This is a genomic window from Pseudomonas sp. TH21, assembly GCF_016651025.1.
In the GTDB taxonomy this organism is placed as follows: Bacteria; Pseudomonadota; Gammaproteobacteria; order Pseudomonadales; family Pseudomonadaceae; genus Aquipseudomonas; species Aquipseudomonas aylmerensis.
This window is the reverse complement of sequence record NZ_JAEKEQ010000001.1, coordinates 4,758,336-4,778,687: the sequence shown is the minus strand read 5'-3', so window position 1 is coordinate 4,778,687 and position 20,352 is coordinate 4,758,336. Positions and strand designations below refer to the sequence as shown.

The 20,352-nt window shown below is 62.8% G+C and carries 21 protein-coding genes; 9 read left to right on the top strand and 12 right to left on the bottom strand.

All coding sequences use genetic code 11. The features are described 5' to 3' along the window. Window positions 1-18: 18 nt before the first annotated feature. From JFU04_RS20970 to yegS, 3 genes are all read left to right on the top strand, one after another. Window positions 19-501 carry a chemotaxis protein CheW gene (locus JFU04_RS20970; protein ID WP_010564003.1) on the top strand — a complete coding sequence of 161 codons (483 nt, stop codon included), beginning with the start codon at window positions 19-21 and terminating at the stop codon, window positions 499-501. Further along, window positions 502-894, top strand: a complete 393-nt coding sequence (locus tag JFU04_RS20965; protein ID WP_065909843.1) for a DUF2802 domain-containing protein — start codon at window positions 502-504, stop codon at window positions 892-894. It abuts the gene before it with no gap. 901 nt (window positions 895-1,795) lie between these two features. Next, window positions 1,796-2,716, top strand: a complete 921-nt coding sequence (yegS, locus tag JFU04_RS20960) for a lipid kinase YegS (protein ID WP_106803041.1) — start codon at window positions 1,796-1,798, stop codon at window positions 2,714-2,716. On the opposite strand, the gene JFU04_RS20955 is transcribed toward yegS, so the two are convergent. The 3 genes from JFU04_RS20955 to JFU04_RS20945 form a co-directional block, all read right to left on the bottom strand. Then, window positions 2,675-3,334 (bottom strand): response regulator transcription factor, encoded by a 660-nt coding sequence (locus JFU04_RS20955; protein WP_106803042.1) that lies wholly within the window; start codon window positions 3,332-3,334, stop codon window positions 2,675-2,677. The two genes, yegS and JFU04_RS20955, sit on opposite strands and share 42 nt — an antisense overlap. After that, a complete protein-coding gene (locus JFU04_RS20950; protein ID WP_201146435.1) occupies window positions 3,331-4,224 on the bottom strand; it encodes a sensor histidine kinase in 894 nt (297 codons plus the stop codon). Before JFU04_RS20950 ends, JFU04_RS20955 begins: the two co-directional genes overlap by 4 nt. Window positions 4,225-4,561: 337 nt before the next feature. Then, entirely contained in the window at window positions 4,562-5,011 is a 450-nt protein-coding gene (locus tag JFU04_RS20945) for a hypothetical protein (RefSeq protein WP_201145654.1), read from the bottom strand. Window positions 5,012-5,562: 551 nt separating this feature from the next. Between JFU04_RS20945 and JFU04_RS20940 the strand changes: the two genes are divergently transcribed. After that, window positions 5,563-6,498 carry a chemotaxis protein CheV gene (locus JFU04_RS20940; protein ID WP_065903528.1) on the top strand — a complete coding sequence of 312 codons (936 nt, stop codon included), beginning with the start codon at window positions 5,563-5,565 and terminating at the stop codon, window positions 6,496-6,498. 39 nt (window positions 6,499-6,537) lie between these two features. Beyond that, entirely contained in the window at window positions 6,538-7,344 is an 807-nt protein-coding gene (locus JFU04_RS20935; RefSeq protein WP_120449320.1) for an MOSC domain-containing protein, read from the top strand. 65 nt (window positions 7,345-7,409) lie between these two features. Here the strand turns inward: JFU04_RS20935 and ppnP are convergent, their stop codons facing one another. The 8 genes from ppnP to JFU04_RS20895 form a co-directional block, all read right to left on the bottom strand. Next, window positions 7,410-7,694 (bottom strand): pyrimidine/purine nucleoside phosphorylase, encoded by a 285-nt coding sequence (ppnP, locus tag JFU04_RS20930; protein ID WP_058424671.1) that lies wholly within the window; start codon window positions 7,692-7,694, stop codon window positions 7,410-7,412. Window positions 7,695-7,846: 152 nt separating this feature from the next. Further along, window positions 7,847-8,389 (bottom strand): exonuclease domain-containing protein, encoded by a 543-nt coding sequence (locus JFU04_RS20925; RefSeq protein ID WP_065903525.1) that lies wholly within the window; start codon window positions 8,387-8,389, stop codon window positions 7,847-7,849. Window positions 8,390-8,463: 74 nt separating this feature from the next. Then, window positions 8,464-10,386, bottom strand: coding sequence for an acetyl/propionyl/methylcrotonyl-CoA carboxylase subunit alpha (locus JFU04_RS20920; protein ID WP_201145653.1), 1,923 nt, complete (start codon window positions 10,384-10,386; stop codon window positions 8,464-8,466). 124 nt (window positions 10,387-10,510) lie between these two features. Then, window positions 10,511-11,272: an enoyl-CoA hydratase/isomerase family protein gene (locus tag JFU04_RS20915; protein ID WP_065903520.1), complete on the bottom strand. Its 762-nt coding sequence runs from the start codon at window positions 11,270-11,272 to the stop codon at window positions 10,511-10,513. Further along, a complete protein-coding gene (gene atuD / locus JFU04_RS20910) occupies window positions 11,269-12,426 on the bottom strand; it encodes a citronellyl-CoA dehydrogenase (protein ID WP_065903517.1) in 1,158 nt (385 codons plus the stop codon). The genes JFU04_RS20915 and atuD overlap by 4 nt, the downstream gene beginning before the upstream one ends. A gap of 20 nt (window positions 12,427-12,446) precedes the next feature. Then, window positions 12,447-14,063, bottom strand: coding sequence for an acyl-CoA carboxylase subunit beta (locus JFU04_RS20905; protein ID WP_201145652.1), 1,617 nt, complete (start codon window positions 14,061-14,063; stop codon window positions 12,447-12,449). A 3-nt stretch (window positions 14,064-14,066) separates the two neighbouring features. Continuing rightward, window positions 14,067-14,939, bottom strand: a complete 873-nt coding sequence (locus JFU04_RS20900) for an SDR family oxidoreductase (RefSeq protein ID WP_065903510.1) — start codon at window positions 14,937-14,939, stop codon at window positions 14,067-14,069. 12 nt (window positions 14,940-14,951) lie between these two features. Further along, entirely contained in the window at window positions 14,952-16,730 is a 1,779-nt protein-coding gene (locus tag JFU04_RS20895) for an acyclic terpene utilization AtuA family protein (protein WP_201145651.1), read from the bottom strand. A gap of 153 nt (window positions 16,731-16,883) precedes the next feature. On the opposite strand from JFU04_RS20895, the gene JFU04_RS20890 reads away from it, so the two are divergent. From JFU04_RS20890 to JFU04_RS20880, 3 genes are all read left to right on the top strand, one after another. Further along, window positions 16,884-17,507: a TetR/AcrR family transcriptional regulator gene (locus JFU04_RS20890; protein WP_201145650.1), complete on the top strand. Its 624-nt coding sequence runs from the start codon at window positions 16,884-16,886 to the stop codon at window positions 17,505-17,507. Between the two features lie 94 nt (window positions 17,508-17,601). Continuing rightward, on the top strand, window positions 17,602-18,390 hold the full coding sequence (locus JFU04_RS20885) for a substrate-binding periplasmic protein (protein WP_083221366.1): 789 nt from the start codon (window positions 17,602-17,604) through the stop codon (window positions 18,388-18,390). A gap of 68 nt (window positions 18,391-18,458) precedes the next feature. After that, the gene (locus tag JFU04_RS20880; RefSeq protein ID WP_201145649.1) at window positions 18,459-18,698 is read left to right on the top strand and encodes a hypothetical protein; all 240 of its coding nucleotides are present in this window, start codon (window positions 18,459-18,461) and stop codon (window positions 18,696-18,698) included. On the opposite strand, the gene JFU04_RS20875 is transcribed toward JFU04_RS20880, so the two are convergent. After that, window positions 18,695-19,246: an RNA polymerase factor sigma-70 gene (locus tag JFU04_RS20875; protein ID WP_065903497.1), complete on the bottom strand. Its 552-nt coding sequence runs from the start codon at window positions 19,244-19,246 to the stop codon at window positions 18,695-18,697. The two genes, JFU04_RS20880 and JFU04_RS20875, sit on opposite strands and share 4 nt — an antisense overlap. Window positions 19,247-19,548: 302 nt before the next feature. On the opposite strand from JFU04_RS20875, the gene JFU04_RS20870 reads away from it, so the two are divergent. Then, complete coding sequence (locus tag JFU04_RS20870; RefSeq protein ID WP_065903494.1) at window positions 19,549-20,301, top strand: thioesterase II family protein; 753 nt, start codon at window positions 19,549-19,551, stop codon at window positions 20,299-20,301. The last annotated feature ends 51 nt before the right edge of the window (window positions 20,302-20,352 follow it).

The window sequence follows — 20,352 nt, the reverse complement described above, 5'->3', positions numbered from 1 at the left end:
TTTGAAGGGGTCAGGGGTATGAATAAGTCAGCGTCCGCACAAGGTTTGGATGATCCGATCCTGCAATGGGTTACCTTCAAACTGGACAACGAGTCCTATGGCATTAACGTGATGCGCGTGCAGGAAGTGCTGCGCTACACCGAGATCGCGCCGGTCCCGGGTGCGCCAAGCTACGTGCTGGGTATCATCAACCTGCGCGGCAACGTGGTGACGGTGATCGACACCCGCCAGCGTTTCGGCCTGGTGCCGACCGAAGTCAACGACAACACCCGTATCGTCATCATCGAAGCCGACAAGCAAGTGGTCGGGATCATGGTCGACAGCGTCGCCGAAGTGGTTTATCTGCGCCAATCGGAAGTGGAAACCGCGCCGAACGTGGGTAATGAAGAATCCGCCAAGTTCATCCAGGGCGTGTGCAACAAGAACGGCGAGCTGCTGATTCTGGTTGAGCTGGACAAGATGATGAGCGAAGAAGAATGGTCGGAACTGGAGAGCATCTGATTGTTCCTTGAGGCCGCAGTGATCATCCTGGCCCTGTTGTGGGCCGGGACCTTGGCATTCCTGCTGCGCTATGTGCGCCAGCAGCGTGAGTCGGTGGTGCAGCAGGCCGAGCGGGATGCCGTGCGTGACCGGCGCATCCTGGAGCTGGTCAAGCGTGTCGACCATTTCCAGCAGAGTGCAGTGAAGGTGGGGGACGAGGTGCATGAACTGCGCGCGATCCTCGGGCCGTTGCCGGACAAGCTTGCGCAGTTGGAGCAGCGTGATCCGTCGAGCCTGTCGTTTGCCCAGGCTGCCAAGCTGGTGGGGATGGGGGCTACGGTGGATGAGTTGACGCAGTCGTGTGGGTTGACCCAGGCTGAGGCGCAGTTGATGAGTAAGTTGCACAAGGGCTGACCTCTTGGGGGGGTATCCGGATTTGGGGTCGTGGCTGGAATTGGTTCCGCCCTTACGGCGGGTCACTTTTGGAAAGGAGCCCCAAAAGTAACCAAAAGGGCTCTTGCCCCAACACTCGGCACCTCGCCTAGGCTCGGTGTGCCCTCACTCCGGCTTGAATCCGTGGGCCGCCGCAATGGGCCATCCCTGGCCCAGTGCGGCTAACCCGGCGTCCTGCCGGGTTACCCACGGATTCAAACCTGCGTTCGGCCAGCGTGTTTAATGGGGCGCCTAGGATCAAGATCAAAAGCGGCTCGCTTCGCATCGTAGGTACGCTTTTTGATCTCCGTAGGAGCCGGCTTGCCGGCGAAAAACGCGTGTGCGCCGCGTACATTCTGATGTTTCCGCGTCATCGTTAACGACCATCGCAGGCAAGCCAGCTCCCACACGTATCCGCTTTTGATCTAACCACTCAGGTCGGCTTTAAGGCCGCCGTGCTTTTGCTTTTGATCTTGATCTTGATCTTGATCTAGGCGCCCCATCAAACACGCTGGCCGGAATTCGATATTGATTTGGGGGGTAAACCGGCAGGGATGCCGGTTTAGCCGCCCCGCGCCATGGATGGCGCGTGGCGGCGGCCCCCAAATCAATGTCGGATTACGGGCACACCGAGCGTGAGCGAGGTGCCGAGTGTTGGGGCAAGAGCCCTTTGGTTACTTTTGGGGCTCCTTTCCAAAAGTGACCCGCCGTAAGGGCGGAACCATAAGCCGCCATTACCGCAAAAACGGATATGCCCCCCAACCCCCAACCCCCCAACCCCCAACCCCCCAACCCCGCCAAATTATTTCCACCCCCACTGACTTTTTCCTCCCCACCAAAGGTCAACATCCTTCAAGCACCTTAGAACCCAGGAGACCCCCCCATGACCACCCACAAGGCACTGTTGATCCTCCACGGCAAGCAAGCCCTCAACGAGGACGTGCGCGCGGCCGTGCAGGCCCGGCGCGACCTGGGCTGGGAACTGGCGGTGCGGGTCACATGGGAGGGCGGCGACGCCCAGCGCCTGGTCAATGAAGCGCTGGACGGCGGCTACCCGCACATCATCGCCGGCGGTGGCGACGGCACCTTGCGCGATGTCGCCGAAGCCATGGCCCAGGCCAACACCGATGCCAGCCTGGTGCTCATGCCCCTGGGCACCGCCAACGACTTCGCCCGCGCCGCCGGGGTGCCGCTGGAACCTGCCCAGGCCCTGGCATTGCTGGACGTGCCGCCCAAGGCGATCGACCTCGGCCGGGTCGGCGGGCAAATCTTCCTCAATATGGCCACCGGCGGCTTCGGCAGCCAGGTCACCGCCAACACCTCCGAGGACCTGAAGAAGGTGCTCGGCGGTGCGGCGTACCTGTTCACCGGCTTGACCCGTTTCAGCGAGTTGAAGGCCGCCTATGGCGAGCTGGAAGGCCCGGATTTTCACTGGAAAGGCGAACTGCTCGCGCTCGGGATCGGCAACGGGCGCCAGGCTGGGGGAGGGCATGTGCTATGCCCGGAGGCATTGGCCGATGATGGCTTGCTGGACGTCAGCATCCTGCCGGCGCCCCAGGAGGTGGTCGGCACCCTGCGCGAGCTGATGACCAACGGCTGGGGCCTGGACACCATGTTCGTCCGCGCGCGCCTGCCGTGGGTCAATATCAAGGTTGCACAGGGCCTGTACATCAACCTCGACGGCGAGCCGCTGGAAGGCGACGACTTGCACTTCGAGGTCGTGCCCAAGGCCTTGCGCGTGCACCTGCCGGTGAATTCGCCGTTAGTCGTCCAGGCTGATGATCTGCTCGCGCACCGCGAATAACACCAGGCCCGCCACGTCGAAAATCTGCAGGCGCTTCATGATTTGCGAACGGTGCGCTTCCACGGTCTTGATGCTCAGGCCCAGGCCGTGGGCGATTTCGCGGGTGGACTTGCCACGCACGATCAAGCGCAGGATCTCCAACTGCCGGGCGGTGAGGTTATGGCTGTGGCCGGCGGGCGTGGTGGCGCCCTGGCCGCGCACCAGCGCCTGGTTGATCACGGTGTGGGCGATCGCCGGGCTCAGGTAGCGCTCGTTGTTGCGCAAGGCCAGCAGCGCGTGTTCCAGCTCGTTGGCAGTGGTGTCCTTGAGCAGGTAGCCATGGGCGCCGGACTCCAGCGCGCACATGATCAGTTCCGGATCGGTGTGCATCGACAGGATCAGCACTTTGCTCTTGGGGTAGCCGCGCTTGAGTTGCTGCAAGGCATCCAGGCCGCCGGTGTGCTTCATCGACAGGTCCAGCAGCACGATATCCGGCAACAGCGCGCTGAACTGCTCCAGCAGTTGTGCGCCATCGCTGGCTTCGCCGATCACCGTATAGCCGGGTATGTCCTGGACCAGCGCGCGTACGCCGGCCCGGATCAGTGCATGGTCATCCACCAGGAGTAATTTGCAGGTCACTCGAGAACCTTAGGGGAACTGGCCCGTTCGAGGGCGCGGGGCGCCCAGGGGAAGAGCGCGTCGATCCGTGTCCCTTTGCCTGGCTGGCTGCTGACGGACAAGGTGCCCCCCAGCTGATCAATCCGCTCCGACATGCCGGCCATGCCCCGTTGACCTTCCAGGCCGGGGTTGATGGCAGGCGAAAAGCCCAGGCCGTCATCGCTGATAAACAGCGACAGGCCTTCGGGCAGGCGTTGCAGGCGTACCAGCAAATTGCGCGCCTCGGCGTGGCGTAGCATGTTGGTCACCGCTTCCTGGGTAATGCGAAAGGCCGCCACGGCCATTTCTTCCGGGATGCCGGTCAGCCGTTGCTGGCATTCCAGGCTCCAGTGAATCGGGGTGTTTTCCAGGGTCTTGAGCAGGTGCGCGCGCAGGCTCGCTTCCAGGCCCAGGCTGGCCAGCTGGCGCGGGTTGAGGATGGCGGAGACGTCACGCACCTTGGCCAGGGTTTCGTTGAGGGTGTTGCACAGCACCGTGCATTGGCTCTGCAGGTCTTCCGGCAGGCGGCGTTTGAGCCACTCGCTTTGCAGCTTGGCGGCGGTCAGTAGCTGGCCGATATCGTCATGCAGTTCGCGGCTGAGGCGGTGGCGCTCGTTTTCCTGCACCTGCAGCAGGCGGTCGGCGAGTTCCTGGGGCTGGAACTTGATGGACTTGCGTGAGCGCCACTGCTGCAGGCCAACCACCACCACGATCGCCAGGTTCAACAGCAGCACCACCAGCGGCATCGGCTCGGCGCGCGCGTAGGTCCACAGGCTGAGCAGCAGCGAGACAAGGCACAAGGCAAGGACCAGGCGTCGAGCATGGCTGCGGGACACGGACCTGGCGAGGAGTGACTTGAAGTTGGCGTACATAGCGGATGGAGCCAATGAGGGTTCGCTGCGGGAAGACCGGTCACGGCGGCTGACAGGGCTTTGTGTGGAATGCGTGGCCGAATCGTTTTTATACATGATGAAGTTGAGTTACTTCGAGCGGGGCATAGTATCACCCCTGTAACCGTTGGTCGCCTGGCACTTTGCTTTTGCCGTGCCTATATCCAGGCAAATACCCGGGCGGTAACCACAGAGTTTGGAACAGTGGGAAGTTGTATTATCGAAGTTGGTTTGTATCGATATGTCCGTTAGTGGCTATTTGATATTTATTCCGGTCGTTTTTAGATAACTCAGGGTGCGAATACGACCTGTCATTGGTTCAGGACGTGTGATGCATTCGTTGTTGCGGTTTGCTGCTGAAGTCTTTTTGTGGGATCTGCAGGATGACCGTGGCAATCAAGGTCGTTTGCTCGGTTTCGTCCAGGGTCAGTTGGCCGGTCTTGGCGTCGATGAGTTCCAGCTGCCAGGCCAGTAACGTCAGGCAATCATGCAGCGCATCCAGGGCCTGGTCATGCAGGTGCAGAGGGTTTTCGGCATTCGCGATCAGGTACTGGATGTGCCGTGAGAACTCGCTGATGGCCTGCAGTGCCAGGGCGTCGGCCTTTTCGGCCAGCTTGATCAGGCTGATTTTCATGCAGTCGATCGCGTCACTGTCATTGCGGATCATATGCAGATGACTGAGGCACTCTTCGGACTTGGCCAGTAGCTTCTCGGCTTCATGCAGAAACTCGGGAAGTGCAAGTTGCCACTCGTTACCGTCGTTCATCATGCAAGTCTCCACAACTTAAGGTCGGGTGATGAGATGTCGCACCGGGTGAATGGCTTAAAACTAGCGCTGAAATATGACTGAAATCTGTAGGTCGCTTCTGAGATTTCAGTAGGACGCTTATTTGAATGATGGCGACGGCGATGCGCGGCCCTCATGAGCGGGGTCCGTTGCACACCTTCAGTTACCCTCGCGTGGAGGTCTGGAAGGCCCGTGGGCCGAGGGCTTGGGATGGCAAACAAAAGCCTGACTCCATTCATGCATTGAGAATGGCGTCACATTAATGGCTATTAGATATTGCGAATATCAGGTTGGGCCCGATTGTGTCTAAGGGAATCCCTTAGATAGCGGAACCTTGCGTCGATTTGAATGTCGCGCAACGTCGCTGCACCGCCTCTGGAGCGGCGTTCGCAGTAAACCATGATGTCAGTGTGACATCAATGAATTTACATGGCATTTTACCAGGGTCAAGGTCTGGCGCTCGCCGCCGATAACCTCTCCATGCAATGCACTCACCCTCGCGCCACACTTTCAGCGCACACCAGGAGCTTTTAATGGCCGGCATTCTCGACACGGTAGACCAACGCACGCAACTGGTGGGTGAGAATCGCCTGGAAATCCTCATGTTTCGCCTGGCCGGGCGCCAGCTGTTCGCGATCAACGTGTTCAAGGTCCAGGAAGTCCTGCAATTGCCCAAGTTGACCTTGATGCCCCAGCGCCACCCGTTCGTGTGCGGCGTGGTCAACCTGCGTGGCCAGACGCTGCCGGTGATCGACCTGTCCCAGGCGATTGGCATGCGCCCCTTGGTGCCTGGGCCGAACAGCACGATTATCGTCACGGAGTACAACCGCTCGGTGCAGGCGTTCCTGGTGGGCGGCGTGGACCGCATCGTCAACATGAACTGGGAGGCTATCCTGCCGCCGCCGACCAGCGCCGGGCGCCAGCACTACCTCACCGCCATCAGCAAGGTCGATGACCAGTTGGTGGAGATCATCGACGTGGAAAAAGTCCTCGCCGAAATCGTGCCGTACAACGCCAAGGTCTCCCGCGAAAAACTCGACGACCCGGTGCTGGAGCGTGCGCGTGGTCGCGAAGTGCTGCTGGTCGACGACTCCAATGTGGCCTTGTCGCAACTGCGCGACACCCTCGGCCAGTTGGGCGTGAAGATGCACATCGCCAGTGACGGCCTCAAGGCGCTGAACATGCTCAAGGCCTGGGCCGACAGCGGCCAGGTGATGACCGACAAACTGCTGATGATCTTCACCGACGCCGAAATGCCCGAGATGGACGGTTACCGCCTCACCACCGAGATCCGCAACGACCCGCGCCTGCGTGGGCTGTATGTGGTGTTGCACACGTCGCTGTCGGGCAGCTTCAACGATTCGATGGTGAAGAAGGTCGGTTGCGACAACTTCCTGTCCAAATTCCAGCCCGACAAACTCGTCGATGTGGTGCGTCAGCGTCTGATGCTGGACGAAGTGCCGGCTTGACCTTAGGGTGACGGCTTTGCCCCTCAGGAATGCAGGCCCATGCTTCGTCTCAGCGCGTTGTACCGTTACCCCTTGAAGTCCGGCAAGGCCGAGAGCCTGCAACACATCGGCCTGGATAAGCTGGGGCTGGACGGGGATCGACGCTGGATGCTGGTGGACGAGGCCAGTGGGCGTTTCCTCACGCAGCGGGCCGTGGCGAAGATGAGCCAGTTGTCGGCGCTGTGGAGCAGCAGCGGTGGCCTGAGCTTGAGTTCGCCCGGGTATGCGCCGCTGGACGTGGCGTTGCCGGCCGGCGACGCCGCGTTGCGCGGTGTGACCATCTGGCGCGACACCCTGCGCGTGCCGGACGCAGGCGACGAAGCGGCGGCGTGGGTCAGTGACTTTATCGGCAAGCCGACCCGGCTGGTGCACATTCCCCTTGAACGTGCGCGTACCACCGAAGCGGGCTACGGGCGCGATGACGACCAGGTCGCGTTCGCCGATGGTTACCCGTTGCTGCTGATCGGCCAGGCCTCCCTGGACGACCTCTCGCAACGCATCGGCCGGCCCATGGAGATGCTGCGCTTTCGCCCCAACCTTGTGATCGAAGGCAGCGCCGCCTTTGCCGAAGACGGCTGGAAGCGCCTGCGCATTGGCGATGTCGAATTCCGCGCGGTCAAGCCGTGCTCACGGTGCATCCTCACCACCATCGACCCGCACACCGGCGAACGCAGTGCCGACCGCGAGCCTTTCGCGACCCTTGAGGCATATCGCAAGACCGAAAACGGCGCGATTTTTGGCCAGAACCTGGTCAATGACGGCGTGGGCCGGCTTGAAGTCGGCATGCCGGTGACGCTGCTTGAATAGGGTGCCGCGCGCATAAAAAATGCCCGTCTCGCAGGAGACGGGCATTTTTTTGACCGGTCGACGGCTTAGCCGCGGTATTCGCACAGGTAAGCGGTGTCCACGGCGACCTTCAGCTGGAACTTGCTGTTGGCCGGTACGTTGAACTGGCTGCCGGCGGCGAAGGTTTCCCAGTCGCTGGCGTCGGGCAGCTTGACGGTCAGGGCACCGGACACCACGTGCATGATTTCACGCTGGGCGGTGCCGAATTCGTATTCGCCCGGGGCCATGACGCCGATGGTCGCCGGACCTTCAGCGGTGCCGAAAGCGATCGACTTGACGGTGCCGTCGAAGTACTCGTTGACTTTAAACATGGGCGATTCCTCGGAAAGTGGGTTAAGGCTTCCTGCTTCCTGCAGGCGCCCGATGCAAGGCTTGAGGGCCTTATCGGCGGCAAGCCGGCGCCTGCAGGAAGAGCAGATTACGCAAAAAGGCTGGCCAGTATGCCCAAGCCTTCGGGAGCTGCCTAGACCGGCAAAATCAGCGGCAGCAGCCGGGCGGTGTTGCGCGCGTCTTCCAGGGCCCGATGTTGCTGCCCATGGAACTGCATTCCCGCCAATTGCAGGGCGGCGTTGAGCCCCAGCGGCTTGTCCAGGCGCCGGGCCTTGGCGAAGCGCTGCTTGAGGTTTACATGGGGCGTGTGGGCGAGTGCACTGGCCAGCTCATGGCGCTGCCATTCCAGTTCCAGTTGCACACGGTCGTAGTCACCCCAGCTGGCCCAGCCCTCCAGGCGTGCCTGGTGCTGGCCCAGCCAGCGCTCGAACAGCGACCACACCTCGATCATCGGCAACGCGCTGTCGATATTCGCCTGGGTGATGTGGGTCAGCTTGCGACAAAAGGGCGTCAACAAGGGCCGACGCAGGGGCCGTACGAATCGCTGGAAGTGGTCCAGCTCGCGGCCCTGGCGGTTCACCAGGCTCGCGCCGATCTCGATGACTTCCATCTCCGTCACGGGCCAGCCGCCGTCATCCGTCGTGGCTTCAAGGTCAATAATCAGCCAATGAGGCATTGTGCAGCTTCCCGTACTCATCCCTTACTGATGGGGATAGAGCGTAGCCCGGCCCTGTAGTTCCCGCCCAGCGCTTATTCGATCTCGAGCAAAACCTGGCGATTGCGCACCTGATCGCCGGCAGTCACCTGCACGCCCTTGACCACGCCGTCCCTGTCGGCCTTCAGCGGGTGCTCCATTTTCATCGCCTCCAGCACCAGCAACAGCTGGCCTTTGCTCACGGTGTCGCCGGCGCTGACCCGCACATCGACAATGGCACCATCCATCGGGGCCTTGACCCGGCCGTTGCCGGCGTCCGCCTGGCGCTCGACGACCTGCTGGGTGCGGTTGGTCACGGTGATGCCGGGCAGCCACAGCTGGTCGCCATCAAGGTGATAGGCGATACGCCGGCGGATGCCATTGATGATCAGGCTGGCCCAGCGCCCGTCGGTGGCAAGGGGGTGGATGTCGAGGCCGTTGGCGTGCAGGCGCTCGTTCTCCAGCACGCTGACCGCGACTTCGCGGACCTCGTCGTGGACGGCCAGGCGGTAGGTCCACGCCAGCGTGGCGTTGTTGCGCCAGCCCGCCAACCCCTGGCGATGCTGGCCGGCGCTGTGTTGATAAAACAGCGCGGCGGCCACGGCGAGCTGTTCCTCGGTCGCCGCCAGGGCTGGCACCTCGCTGAAGTGTTCGGCAATAAACCCGGTACTGAAGTCAGCGCTGACAAACCCCGGGTGCTTGAGCAGGTCGGCCAGCAGGTGCTGATTGCTCGCCACCCCCAGCAGCACCGTGTCTTCTACTGCGCGCAGCAGCTTGCGCCGGGCCTCTTCGCGGGTGGCGCCGTGGGCGATGATTTTGCCCAGCATCGGGTCGTAGAACGGGCTGATGCGTTGGCCCTCCAGCACGCCATGGTCAACCCGCACGCCCGCCGCCGGTTGCCAATGCAGGACCTTGCCGGTTTGCGGCAGAAAGCCCTGGGCCGGGTCTTCGGCGTACAGGCGCACTTCCATGGCGTGGCCGCTGAGGGTCACGCCTGCCTGGTCCAGCGGCAGGGGGTGGCCGGCGGCGATCTGCAGTTGCCAGTCCACCAGGTCGAGGCCGGTGATCAATTCGGTGACCGGATGCTCCACCTGCAGGCGGGTGTTCATTTCCAGAAAGTAGAACTGGCCGTTGCGATCGAGCAGAAACTCCACGGTACCTGCGCCGACATAATTCACCGCGCGTCCCGCCCTGAGTGCGGCTTCGCCCATGGCCTGGCGCAGCGCGGGCGTCATCACCGGGCAGGGTGCTTCTTCGATGATTTTCTGATGGCGCCGCTGGATCGAGCAGTCACGCTCACCCAGGTAGATGAGGTGGCCGTGGCTGTCGCCAAACACCTGGATTTCGACGTGGCGCGGCTCGATCAACGCCTGTTCGAGGATCAGTTCGTCACTGCCGAAGGCGTTTTTCGCCTCCGAGCGGGCGGTGTGCAGGTTGTCCAACAGCGCCTCGGGCTGATGCACCAGGCGCATGCCTCGACCGCCGCCGCCGGCACTGGCCTTGATCATCAAGGGATAGCCGATGCGCTCGGCTTCTCGCTGCAGTGTGCTGTCGTCCTGGGCCGCGCCCTGGTAGCCAGCGATACACGGCACCCCGGCCTCGAGCATGGCGAGTTTGGACAGGCGCTTGCTGCCCATCAGCTCGATGGCCTCGGCGCTGGGGCCGATGAACGTCAGGCCGGCGTGTTGGCAGGCGCGGGCGAACGCGGGGTTTTCCGACAGAAAGCCGTAGCCGGGATGCACCGCATCGGCGCCGGTGAGCCTGGCCGCTTGGATAATCGCCGGGATATTCAGGTAGGACTGCTGCACCGGCGCGGGCCCGATATTCACCGCCTCATCGGCCATCTGCACATGCAGCGCCTGCGCGTCGGCGTCGCTGTAGACCGCAACCGTGCGGTAGCCCAGGGCCTGGGCGGTGCGCTGGATGCGGCAGGCGATTTCGCCGCGGTTGGCGATCAGGATCTTGGTGAAGTCGGGCATGGGCTTATCCCTTGACTGATGGGGTGATGGTTCGGGCCTCATTGCGGGCAGGTCGGGTTGTCGCAGCGCCGCTCTCACCGTTGGAATGCATTTCCCTGTGGGCGCTGGCTTGCCTGCGAGGACGTCATTTGCACCAGCGCGGTTTGCGTTTCTGCACAAACGCCTGCGTCCCCTCAATCCCTTCTTCACTTCTCACCGCCTCGGCAAACCACTGCGCGCCGCGATCCAGCACCGCCTCAAGCGGCTCATCCACACTCGCCAGCAACAGGGATTTGGTCCGTCCATTCGCTCCCGGCGCGCAGCGCAGTACCTGCCCCAGCACCTCGTCCAGGCGCTCCGCCAATGCCTGCGGGTCGCGCTCGGTGAAGTGCACGACGCCCAGCCGCTCGGCTTCAAGGCCGTCAAAGCGCGCCGCCGTCAGTGCCAGTCGGCGGGCCTGGGTCAGGCCGATACGCTTGACCACGAACGGCGCAATCTGCGCCGGCAGCAAGCCCAGGCTGGTCTCCGGCAAACCGAACTGCGCCTGGTGATCGGCAATCGCGATATCACTCACGCACGCCAGGCCAAAGCCGCCGCCCAGCACCGCGCCTTGCAGCACCACGATCACGACTTGGGGAACCGCCTCGACTTCTTGCAACAAGGTGCCAAACGCCCGGTTCAGCGCCTGGAGTTGAGTACCCGCCGTGACCAGGTCCTTCACATCGGCCCCGGCGCAGAAATGCCCGCCGGCGCCGCTGATCACCAAGGCGCGTACCTGGCCGTCGAGTTGCGCCAGCACCGCGCGCAGTTCATTGACCATTTCCAGGCTCATCGCATTACGGTTTTCAGGGCGATTGAGGGTGATGTGCAGCACGCCGTTATGCGGCTCCAGCAAGAGCGTGTTCATGCTTTTTTCCCCGGCAAGGTGCCCATCAGTTTGCAGATGATGCCCAGCATGATTTCGTCGGCGCCGCCGCCAATCGAGACCAGGCGCACATCGCGATAAGCCCGCGCCACCGGGTTGTCCCACATGAAGCCCATGCCGCCCCAGTATTGCAGGCAACTGTCGCTGACTTCACGGCCCAGGCGCCCGGCCTTGAGCTTGGCCATGGAGGCCAGGCGGGTTACGTCCTGGCCTTTGATGTATTGCTCGGTGGCCTGGTAGACCAGCGCGCGCAGGCATTCGATTTCGGTGGCCAGTTCGGCCAGGCGAAAGTGGATGACCTGGTTGTCGATCAGCGCCTTGCCGAAGGTCTGGCGCTCCTGGCAGTAGGCGATGGTGCTGTCGATGCAGTACTCCAGGCCCTTGATCATATTGGCCGCGCCAAACAGCCGTTCTTCCTGGAACTGCAGCATCTGCATCATGAAGCCTGCACCTTCGTGGCCGATGCGGTTGCGCTGTGGCACGCGCACGTCATCGAAAAACACCTGGGCCGTTTCCGAACTGTGCATGCCGAGCTTTTCCAGGGGCGGGCTGACGCTGATCCCCGGGGTGTTCATCGGCACCATGATCAGCGACTTGTTGATGTGCGGCTTGTCATCGGAAGTGTTGGCAAGCAGGCAGATAAAATCGGCGCTGGGCGAGTTGGTGATCCACATTTTGCTGCCGTTGATCACGTAGTCGTCGCCGTCCTTGCGCGCGTGGGTTTTCAGCCCGGCCACGTCGGAACCGGCGCCGGTTTCCGACACGCCGATACAGCCCACCTGTTCGCCGCTGATGGCCGGGCGCAGGAATTCATCGCGCAGCTCATCGGAACCGAAGCGGGCAAGGGCGGGGGTGCACATGTCGGTCTGCACGCCGATGGACATGGGGATGCCACCGCAGCGGATGGTGCCGAACTCTTCGGCGGCGACGATCGAATAGCTGTAGTCCAGGCCCATGCCGCCGAACTGTTCCGGCTTGGAGATGCCCAGCAGGCCGAGGTCGCCGGCCTTGCGAAAGATCTCGTGGATGGGGAAGCGCCCGGCTTTTTCCCATTCATCCACATGGGGGTTGATCTCGCGGTCGACGAAGGCGCGGACGGTGCGGCGCAGTGCCTGGTGTTCCTGGGTGAAGATCATTGTTGTTGTTCTCCTGAGCGTTAGAAACGCGCCACGCCAAAGCTGTTGGGCTGCAACTGCCGCACATCAGCCTCATGACAAATATCCAGCAGCAACCCCAGCAGCATGCGGGTATCGCGGGGATCAATCAGCCCGTCATCCCACAGATTCGCACTGCCATACAGCGCAGTGGATTGGCTGTCGAGCTTCTGCGCCGTGACCTGCTCGAGCATGTCCAGCACCTTGGGATCCGGCACCAGGCCGTCCTTCAACTGCTTGGCCTCGGTGACAATCCGCAGCACCTTGCCCGCCTGCGCACCGCCCATGACCGCCGTGCGGCTGTTGGGCCAGGCGAAGATAAACCGTGGGTCCAGGCCACGCCCGCACATCGCATAGTTGCCGGCGCCGTACGAACCGCCGACCACCACCGTGAGTTTAGGCACCCGCGCGTTGGCCACCGCCTGGATCATCTTCGCACCGTGCTTGATCACGCCTTGTTGCTCCGACTCGGTGCCCACCATGAAGCCGGTGGTGTTGTGCAGGAACAGCAGCGGCGTGCGGCTCTGGTCGCACAGTTGGATGAACTGGGCGGCCTTGCTCGCGCCCTTGGGCGTGATCGGGCCGTTGTTGCCGATCACGCCGACGGCGCGGCCCTGGATCTGCAGGTGGCCGCAGACCGTGTGGGCATCGAACTCGCCCTTGAACTCGAGGAACTGCGAGCCGTCCGCCAGCCGCGCGAGGATCTCGCGCACGTCATAGGGTTTCTTCGGGTCATCGGGGATCAACCCCAACAGCTCGTCGATGGGATACAGCGGCTCGGCATACGCCCGTCTCGACGCCGGCGGCAGGCGCTCATCCCACGGCAACAGGCTGACAATCTCGCGCACGATGCGCACGCCGTCGGCATCGTTTTCCGCCAGGTATTCGGCGGTGCCGGCGGTTTGCGCATGCATCTCGGCGCCGCCCAGTTCTTCATCCGTGGCGACTTCACCGGTGGCGGCCTTGAGCAGCGGCGGCCCGGCGAGGAACAGCTTGGCCTTGCCGCGCACCACCACCACGTAGTCCGACAACCCCGGCTGATACGCCCCACCTGCAGTGGCCGAGCCGTGCACCACGGTGATCTGCGGCAAGCCCATGGCCGACATGCGCGCCTGGTTGGCGAAGCTGCGCGCGCCTTCGACGAAAATCTCGGCGGCATAGTTGAGGTTGGCCCCGCCGCTTTCGGCCAGGGTCACCACCGGCAGTTTGTTCTCCATGGCGATCTGTTGCAGGCGCAGGGATTTCTTCAGGCCCGTGGGGGAAATGGTGCCGCCCTTGATTGCGCTGTTATTGGCCACCACCAGCATGCGCACGCCGCTGACGTAGCCGATGCCGGCGATCAAGCCGCCACCGGCGGCGCTGCCGTCCTTGTCATCATGCAGTTTGTAGCCGGCCAGGCTCGCCAGTTCGAGGAACGGTGCGCCGGGGTCCAGCAGCAAATTGAGGCGTTCGCGTGGCAGCAGTTGGCCGCGCTGGTCGAACTTCGGTTTGGCCACCTGCGCCTTGGCGAGCAGCGCGTGTTCCAGCTGGCGCAGGTGTTGGATGCCTTCCAGCATGGCTTCGCGGTTCTGCGCAAACTGCGGGCTGTGGGCGTCGATCAGGCTTTCAATCACCGGCATGGTTCAGCGCTCCGCCTTGAGGACATCGGGCAGGTACGCGCGGTGAAAACCGTTGAACGGTTCACTTGGCGACGCGGCCTTGTGCAACGGCCAGGCGCGGCTGCCCAGGCTGGCGGCGCCGTCGATGCGCAGGGTGCTGCCGCTGACAAAGGCCGCGGCGGGGCTGAGCAGAAACACGATGGCCGCGCTGACTTCCGACTCGGTGCCGATCCGCTTGAGCGGCACGTGTTCACGCAGGGTCGGGATCACCGCCTTGAACGCGCCCTCGTAAGTGTCCATGCCACTGGAGGCGATCCAGCCCGGCGCCACGGCATTGACCCGCACCCCGGCATACCCCCATTCGAAGGCGGCGGTCTTGGTGAAGTTGTCCATGCCCGAGCGTGCCGCGCCGGAGTGGCCCATGCCGGGCATGCCGCCCCACATGTCGGCAAGCATGTTGACGATGGCACCGCCATGCTTGCTCATCGACTGGTTGAACACCTCCCGCGCCATCAGGAAACCGCCCACCAGGTTGGTGCGCAGCACGGTTTCAAAGCCCTTCTGATTGATCGACGCGAGTGGCGACGGGTACTGGCCACCGGCGTTATTCACCAGGCCATGCACTGGGCCATGTGCTTGAATGATCTGCGTGACCAGCGCTTTCACCGCCTCTTCATCACGAATATCGCAGGCCTGCCAATGGGCAGTGCCGCCATCCTCGGCAATTTCCGCCGCGACCTTCTGCAGTTTTTCCGGCTTGCGTCCGACCAGTATCACGCGGGCGCCAAGGGCCGCCAGCTCGTGGGCGGTGCAGCGGCCAATCCCGCTGCCACCGCCGGTGACGATCACGGTATGTCCCTGGAACAGGTCGGCTTTGAAGATCGAGTCGAAGGCCACGGCAACGCTCCTTTAAGTGAGTTGATCAGCGATGTGTTGCGGCACGGCGATGGGAATTTCCAGCAGTTGCTGGGCGAAGGCCTTGCCTTGCGGGTCGATGCGCAGGCTGGCGATGCCGCCACCGCCCAGGGCGTTCTCCAGCAGGAAGTTGAGGCTGTGGCTGCCGGGCAGGTACCAGCGCTCGACGCGGCCGTGCACGGGGTCGAGCACGTGGCCCATCCAGTCGACGATGACTTCCGGGGTCAGCGTCTCGGCGATCCACGGCAGGTACTCCGGGGCGCGCGCGATCACGCCGATATTGCTGTGGTTGCCCTTGTCGCCGGAGCGCGCCACGGCCAGCTTCACCAACGGCACACTGGCGTCGGCGCGGCCTTGGGGTTTGGGCGGATCCACGGCGGCGGCCGGCAGGAGAGGGGCGTCGGCGGTCGGCAGCGCGCAGGGGTGTTTGTCGCCCTGGAAGTCGATCACCACCCCACAGGCGGACTTGTCGATCAGGAATGAAAACAGGCGAATCAGCGGGTACACGGTCGGGCGTCCCCCGACAATGCCGGTCAGCCCCGGCGCCATGCCAGTGGCCGCCTGGGCGATCTCGCGGGCGAACAGCACCAAGGCCTGTTTGCTCGGGTGCCGCACCGCCATCTTCACCACCACCTCGCGGCAATCCTGGCGCTGGGCGTGGGCGCCGTAGGTGGCTTCGCTGCCGAGCAACTCGATGTTCACGTCGGTGTAGGGCGCCCAGCCGCGCTGGCTGAAGAGTTCGGCGGTCTTGTTGATGATCGCCTGGCTGACGCGCTCGGCCTTGGCCACCGCGTCGATGCCGGCAATCAGGCAACTGGCGGTGCAGCGAAAGCCGTCCGGGTAAGTTGCACTGACCTTGTACTGGTCGGTCGGCGGCAAGCCCCTGGCACCGTGCAGGCGCACGCTGTGTTTGCCTTGCTGGTGCAATTTGACCTGGCTGAAATCGCAGATCACATCGGGCAAGAAGTAGGCGCGTGGGTCGCCGATCTCATACAGCAGTTGCTCGGCCACGCTGAGTTCGCTGATCAGGCCGCCCGTGCCATCGACCTTGTTCACGGTGAACTGGCCGTCGGCACTCACTTCGACGATGGGGAAGCCGATGTGCTCGTAGTCCGGCACCTCGCGCCAATCGGTAAAGTTGCCGCCGGTGCATTGCGCGCCGCACTCGATGATGTGCCCGGCCAGTGCCGCCTGGGCCAGGCGGTCATAGTCCTGCCAGGACCAGTCGAAGGCATGCACCAGCGCTGCGCTGACCACCGCGCTGTCGACCACGCGACCGGTGATCACGATATCTGCACCCAACTGCAGTGCCTGGACAATCCCGGGTGCGCCGAGGTAGGCATTGGCCGACACGCACAGGGGCGGCAGCGGCTCGCCGTTGAACATATCGGTGATGCCCTGCAGGTGCTTGAGTTGAGGGTGCAGGTCGTCGCCGAGCAACACGGCGATTTTCAGCGGGACCTGGGCCTTGTCGCAGGCCGCTTGCAGGGCGGCGGCGCAGGCCTGCGGGTGGATACCGCCGGCGTTGCTGATCACGCGGATGCCCTGGCGCTGGATCTCGCCGAGCAGCGGCGTCAACACTTCGACAAAATCCGTGGCGTAGCCGGCCTGGGGATCTTTGATCCGCGCACCGGCGAGGATCGACAAGGTGACTTCCGCCAGGTAGTCGAACACCAGGTAATCCAGTGCGCCGCCGTGCACCAATTGGGCGGCGGCCGTGCACGTGTCGCCCCAGAAGGCGCTGGCGCAGCCGATACGAACCGTCTTGCTCATGAGAAATCCTTCCTCGAATGGCTGGCAATGAGACTACCAAGCAAGCGCTTGGTTTGTAAACTCCAGACACAAGTTTTGCCCAAGCGCTTGCTTGGGTGGCGGCCACGGCCTAAATTGCCGGCCAAGACGTCCGTAGAAGTAGAGGAGAGCAGCATGGATGAGCAAAAAGCCCTGCGGGTGATGCGCACCATGGTCGACGGTGGCCAATTGACTGACCCCGACAGTGCCCGGGGCAAGTTGCTGCAGACCGCGGCTCACCTGTTTCGCAACAAGGGATTTGAACGCACCACGGTGCGCGACCTGGCCGGCGCCGTGGGCATCCAGTCCGGCAGCATCTTTCATCACTTCAAGAGCAAGGACGAGATCCTGCGGGCGGTGATGGAGGAAACCATTCATTACAACACGGCGATGATGCGCGCCTCGCTCGAAGAAGCGACCACCGTGCGCGAACGCGTGCTGGCGCTGATCCGTTGCGAGTTGCAGTCGATCATGGGCGGCAGTGGCGAAGCCATGGCGGTGTTGGTCTATGAATGGCGTTCGCTGTCGGCCGAGGGCCAGGCCCAGGTACTGGCCCTGCGCGAAGTATATGAACAGATCTGGCTGCAGGTGCTGGGTGAGGCCAAGGCGGCGGGCTACATCAAGGGCGATGTGTTTATCACCCGGCGTTTCCTCACCGGTGCGCTGTCCTGGACCACCACCTGGTTTCGCGCCGAGGGCAGCCTGACGCTGGAAGAGTTGGCTGAAGAAGCCCTGCTGATGGTGTTGAAGCCCGACTGAGGCGCAAGCTATTCATTTGACGGTGAAAAAGTTGTCTCGCCAGACAAAAACGCCTAGCTTATCGCCATTAACGTAGTGAACGGTGTGTGCCTTGATGTTTTCGCCATGGCGGCTGGCTGCAGGACTTACTTTTTGGGCACTGGGCACCGCGTGGTGGATGCCGGCTTCGGCTGCGCAATTGGTGCGGATCGGCGCCGCGCACTTTCCACCCTACACCGTGCGCCCCGAGCAGGGCGCCGACACCGGGCTGCTGCCGCAGTTGGTCGAAGCGCTCAATGCTTCACAGGCCGACTACCAGTTCGTACTGGTGCCCACCTCCATCCCGCGACGTTTTCGTGATTTCGAGCAGGGCCGTATCGACATGGCCATTTTCGAAAACCCCGACTGGGGCTGGCAGAAAATTCCTCACACCAGCGTGGACATGGGCCTGGAAGACGCGGAAATCTTCGTCGCCCAGCGGCAGCTCGATCGCGGCCAGGACTATTTCACCGACCTCACCGGCAAACGCCTGGCAGTGTTCAGCGGCTATCACTACGCCTTCGCGCATTTCAACCCCGACCCCAAGTACCTGGCCGAGCAGTTCAACGCCACGTTGACGTATTCCCATGACAGCAACCTGCTGATGGTGGTGCGCGGGCGTGCGGATATTGCGCTGGTCACGCGTTCCTACCTGAGTGATTTCCTGGTGCGCAATGCGGACATGGCCGGGCAGTTCCTGGTTTCGGAGCGCATCGACCAGGTCTACCACCACTACGCCTTGCTGCGCCCCAAGGCGCCGATCACCGGCGCGGCCTTTTCCGCCTTGCTCAAGCGCCTGCGTGACAGCGGCGAGCTGCTGAAGATTTTCGAACCCTATCGCATTGACGTCATGCCGACGCCCTGACGGCTAAATTTCCTAGCGCTGCTCACGTCATCTCAACCAACGGTTGACGATGTTTGCGAGTGTCCTTCATGTCACATCCCACTGATCTTTGCGACCTTTCCCACGGTGAAGTCCTGCGGCGTTTCGATGCGCGGTTGGCGGCGATGGTGCATTACTTCTACCTGGATGCGCAGTGTGCAGAAGGGGCGGCAGGCTCCGCGCAGAATCGTTGCCCCCATTGCCAGCGAGAATTCGACTTCGCCCATAAACGCGCGGCGCTGCTGATTCTTGGCGCGCAACGGCCCGGCCCTTCGCGCATCAACGTTTAGACCCGGCGTGCAAACGTATCGCTGTGGTTGCCCGAAACTTTGCGGCAATGCACCAGCGCGTCGCGGATCATGAAGTTCACCAGGGTCGGCGAGACGCCGAGTTCCTTGGCGATGTCCTTTTGCGGCACGCCGTGCAGGCGGTACATCTCGAACGCGTAGCGGGTGCGTTGCGGCAGCTCCGTCAGGGCGTCGGCGATGTTTTCCAGGGTATTGAAGTTGATATGCGAGGTTTCCGGTGAAGCGCCGTGAATAACCACATTCAAGCCTTCCTCTTCCGTCCCGGAGTATTTGAGCTCCAGGGCCTGCTTGCGGTAGTGATCGATCGCCAGGTTGCGCACGATCTGGAACAGATAGCTCAACTGGGCCTTGAACGACGAGGTGATCGTCGGCGCGGATTGCAGCCGGAAGTAGGCGTCCTGCACTACGTCTTCGGCCCGCGAGCGGCAGCCGGTAATGCGTGCCGCGATCTTCACCAATATCAGTCGATTGTCGACGAAAGCCTGGAGAAGTGGTGAGTCGCACCTGCCTGTGGTTACTGGTTCCGTCATGGAAATCACCTTGTCGCAAAAGAGGTTAGGGGAGGGCGTCCTTGCTGAGGCCTCCTACACATCGGGCAACAAATTATGCTTAATGATAATGATTGTCAAATGAGAAGACGAACTAATCTTATGCTTTCTTGTTAGATGTGAACCACGTCGCGCTCGCCCCCGGCGACTAATTATTTGCCGGTGCCGTCCGTTCTTCTGGGTGACAGGTCCGTTAGTAAAACGGCCAAGGATCAGCCCCCGCAGGAGGACGAAATGGGTTTCTATCGTGCATACAGCGTGTTTCAGTTTGGAGTCGTCGGCCGATGACTGCGCCGACGCGACTGCGCCTGTTTTGCCTGCCCTATTCGGGTGCCAGCGCCATGGTCTACGCGCGTTGGCGCCGAGCCCTGCCGGAATGGCTGCACGTGTGCCCGCTGGAATTGCCCGGGCGTGGCATGCGCATGGACGAGCCCCTGCAGCGCGATATCAAGGCCCTGGCGGCGCAGCTCGCGGAAGAGATCAGCCGCGACTTGAGCGGCCCCTACGCCTTGTTCGGCCACAGCCTCGGCGGCCTGCTGGCGTTCGAACTGGCGCATGCCTTGAAGGCCCGCGGTGTGCCCGCGCCGCTCGCGTTGTTTGCCTCCGGCACCGCCGGGCCGGCGCGCCGGGATGTCAGCGAATACGCCATCGAGAAAACCGATGAGCAGCTGATTGCCCGCCTGCGCGAGCTGCAAGGCACCGCCGAAGAAGCCCTGGCCAACCCCGAGTTGATGCAGTTGATGCTGCCGATCCTGCGCGCCGATTTCCTGTTGTGCGGCAGCTTCATCTATGGCCAGCGCACGCCGCTGGACATGCCGATCCACGTGTTCGGCGGCAAGCAGGACAGCGTGCGCGCCGACCAGTTGCTCGACTGGCAACTCGATGCCGCCAGCGGCTTTTCCCTCGACATGTTCGACGGTCACCACTTCTTCCTTGTGCAGCACGAAAGCGCCGTATTGCGCTGCGTGCGCCGTTACGCCGATGAACACCTGGCCCGCTGGCGCAATGGCGCGGCGCGGCAACTGGCCGCCGGCTGACAGCTCCCCACTTCCCGAATTTCCCGTAAGCCGATTTCAGGCAGGAACCCC

What these genes read in the sequence shown, in the direction of transcription:
- JFU04_RS20970 (WP_010564003.1), top strand. Translation starts at nt 19, where the DNA reads ATGAATAAGTCAGCGTCCGCACAAGGTTTGGATGATCCGATCCTGCAA.
- yegS (WP_106803041.1), top strand. Translation starts at nt 1,796, where the DNA reads ATGACCACCCACAAGGCACTGTTGATCCTCCACGGCAAGCAAGCCCTC.
- JFU04_RS20950 (WP_201146435.1), bottom strand. Translation starts at nt 4,224, where the DNA reads ATGTACGCCAACTTCAAGTCACTCCTCGCCAGGTCCGTGTCCCGCAGC.
- JFU04_RS20945 (WP_201145654.1), bottom strand. Translation starts at nt 5,011, where the DNA reads ATGATGAACGACGGTAACGAGTGGCAACTTGCACTTCCCGAGTTTCTG.
- JFU04_RS20940 (WP_065903528.1), top strand. Translation starts at nt 5,563, where the DNA reads ATGGCCGGCATTCTCGACACGGTAGACCAACGCACGCAACTGGTGGGT.
- JFU04_RS20935 (WP_120449320.1), top strand. Translation starts at nt 6,538, where the DNA reads ATGCTTCGTCTCAGCGCGTTGTACCGTTACCCCTTGAAGTCCGGCAAG.
- ppnP (WP_058424671.1), bottom strand. Translation starts at nt 7,694, where the DNA reads ATGTTTAAAGTCAACGAGTACTTCGACGGCACCGTCAAGTCGATCGCT.
- JFU04_RS20925 (WP_065903525.1), bottom strand. Translation starts at nt 8,389, where the DNA reads ATGCCTCATTGGCTGATTATTGACCTTGAAGCCACGACGGATGACGGC.
- JFU04_RS20920 (WP_201145653.1), bottom strand. Translation starts at nt 10,386, where the DNA reads ATGCCCGACTTCACCAAGATCCTGATCGCCAACCGCGGCGAAATCGCC.
- JFU04_RS20915 (WP_065903520.1), bottom strand. Translation starts at nt 11,272, where the DNA reads ATGAACACGCTCTTGCTGGAGCCGCATAACGGCGTGCTGCACATCACC.
- atuD (WP_065903517.1), bottom strand. Translation starts at nt 12,426, where the DNA reads ATGATCTTCACCCAGGAACACCAGGCACTGCGCCGCACCGTCCGCGCC.
- JFU04_RS20905 (WP_201145652.1), bottom strand. Translation starts at nt 14,063, where the DNA reads ATGCCGGTGATTGAAAGCCTGATCGACGCCCACAGCCCGCAGTTTGCG.
- JFU04_RS20895 (WP_201145651.1), bottom strand. Translation starts at nt 16,730, where the DNA reads ATGAGCAAGACGGTTCGTATCGGCTGCGCCAGCGCCTTCTGGGGCGAC.
- JFU04_RS20890 (WP_201145650.1), top strand. Translation starts at nt 16,884, where the DNA reads ATGGATGAGCAAAAAGCCCTGCGGGTGATGCGCACCATGGTCGACGGT.
- JFU04_RS20885 (WP_083221366.1), top strand. Translation starts at nt 17,602, where the DNA reads ATGTTTTCGCCATGGCGGCTGGCTGCAGGACTTACTTTTTGGGCACTG.
- JFU04_RS20880 (WP_201145649.1), top strand. Translation starts at nt 18,459, where the DNA reads ATGTCACATCCCACTGATCTTTGCGACCTTTCCCACGGTGAAGTCCTG.
- JFU04_RS20875 (WP_065903497.1), bottom strand. Translation starts at nt 19,246, where the DNA reads ATGACGGAACCAGTAACCACAGGCAGGTGCGACTCACCACTTCTCCAG.
- JFU04_RS20870 (WP_065903494.1), top strand. Translation starts at nt 19,549, where the DNA reads ATGACTGCGCCGACGCGACTGCGCCTGTTTTGCCTGCCCTATTCGGGT.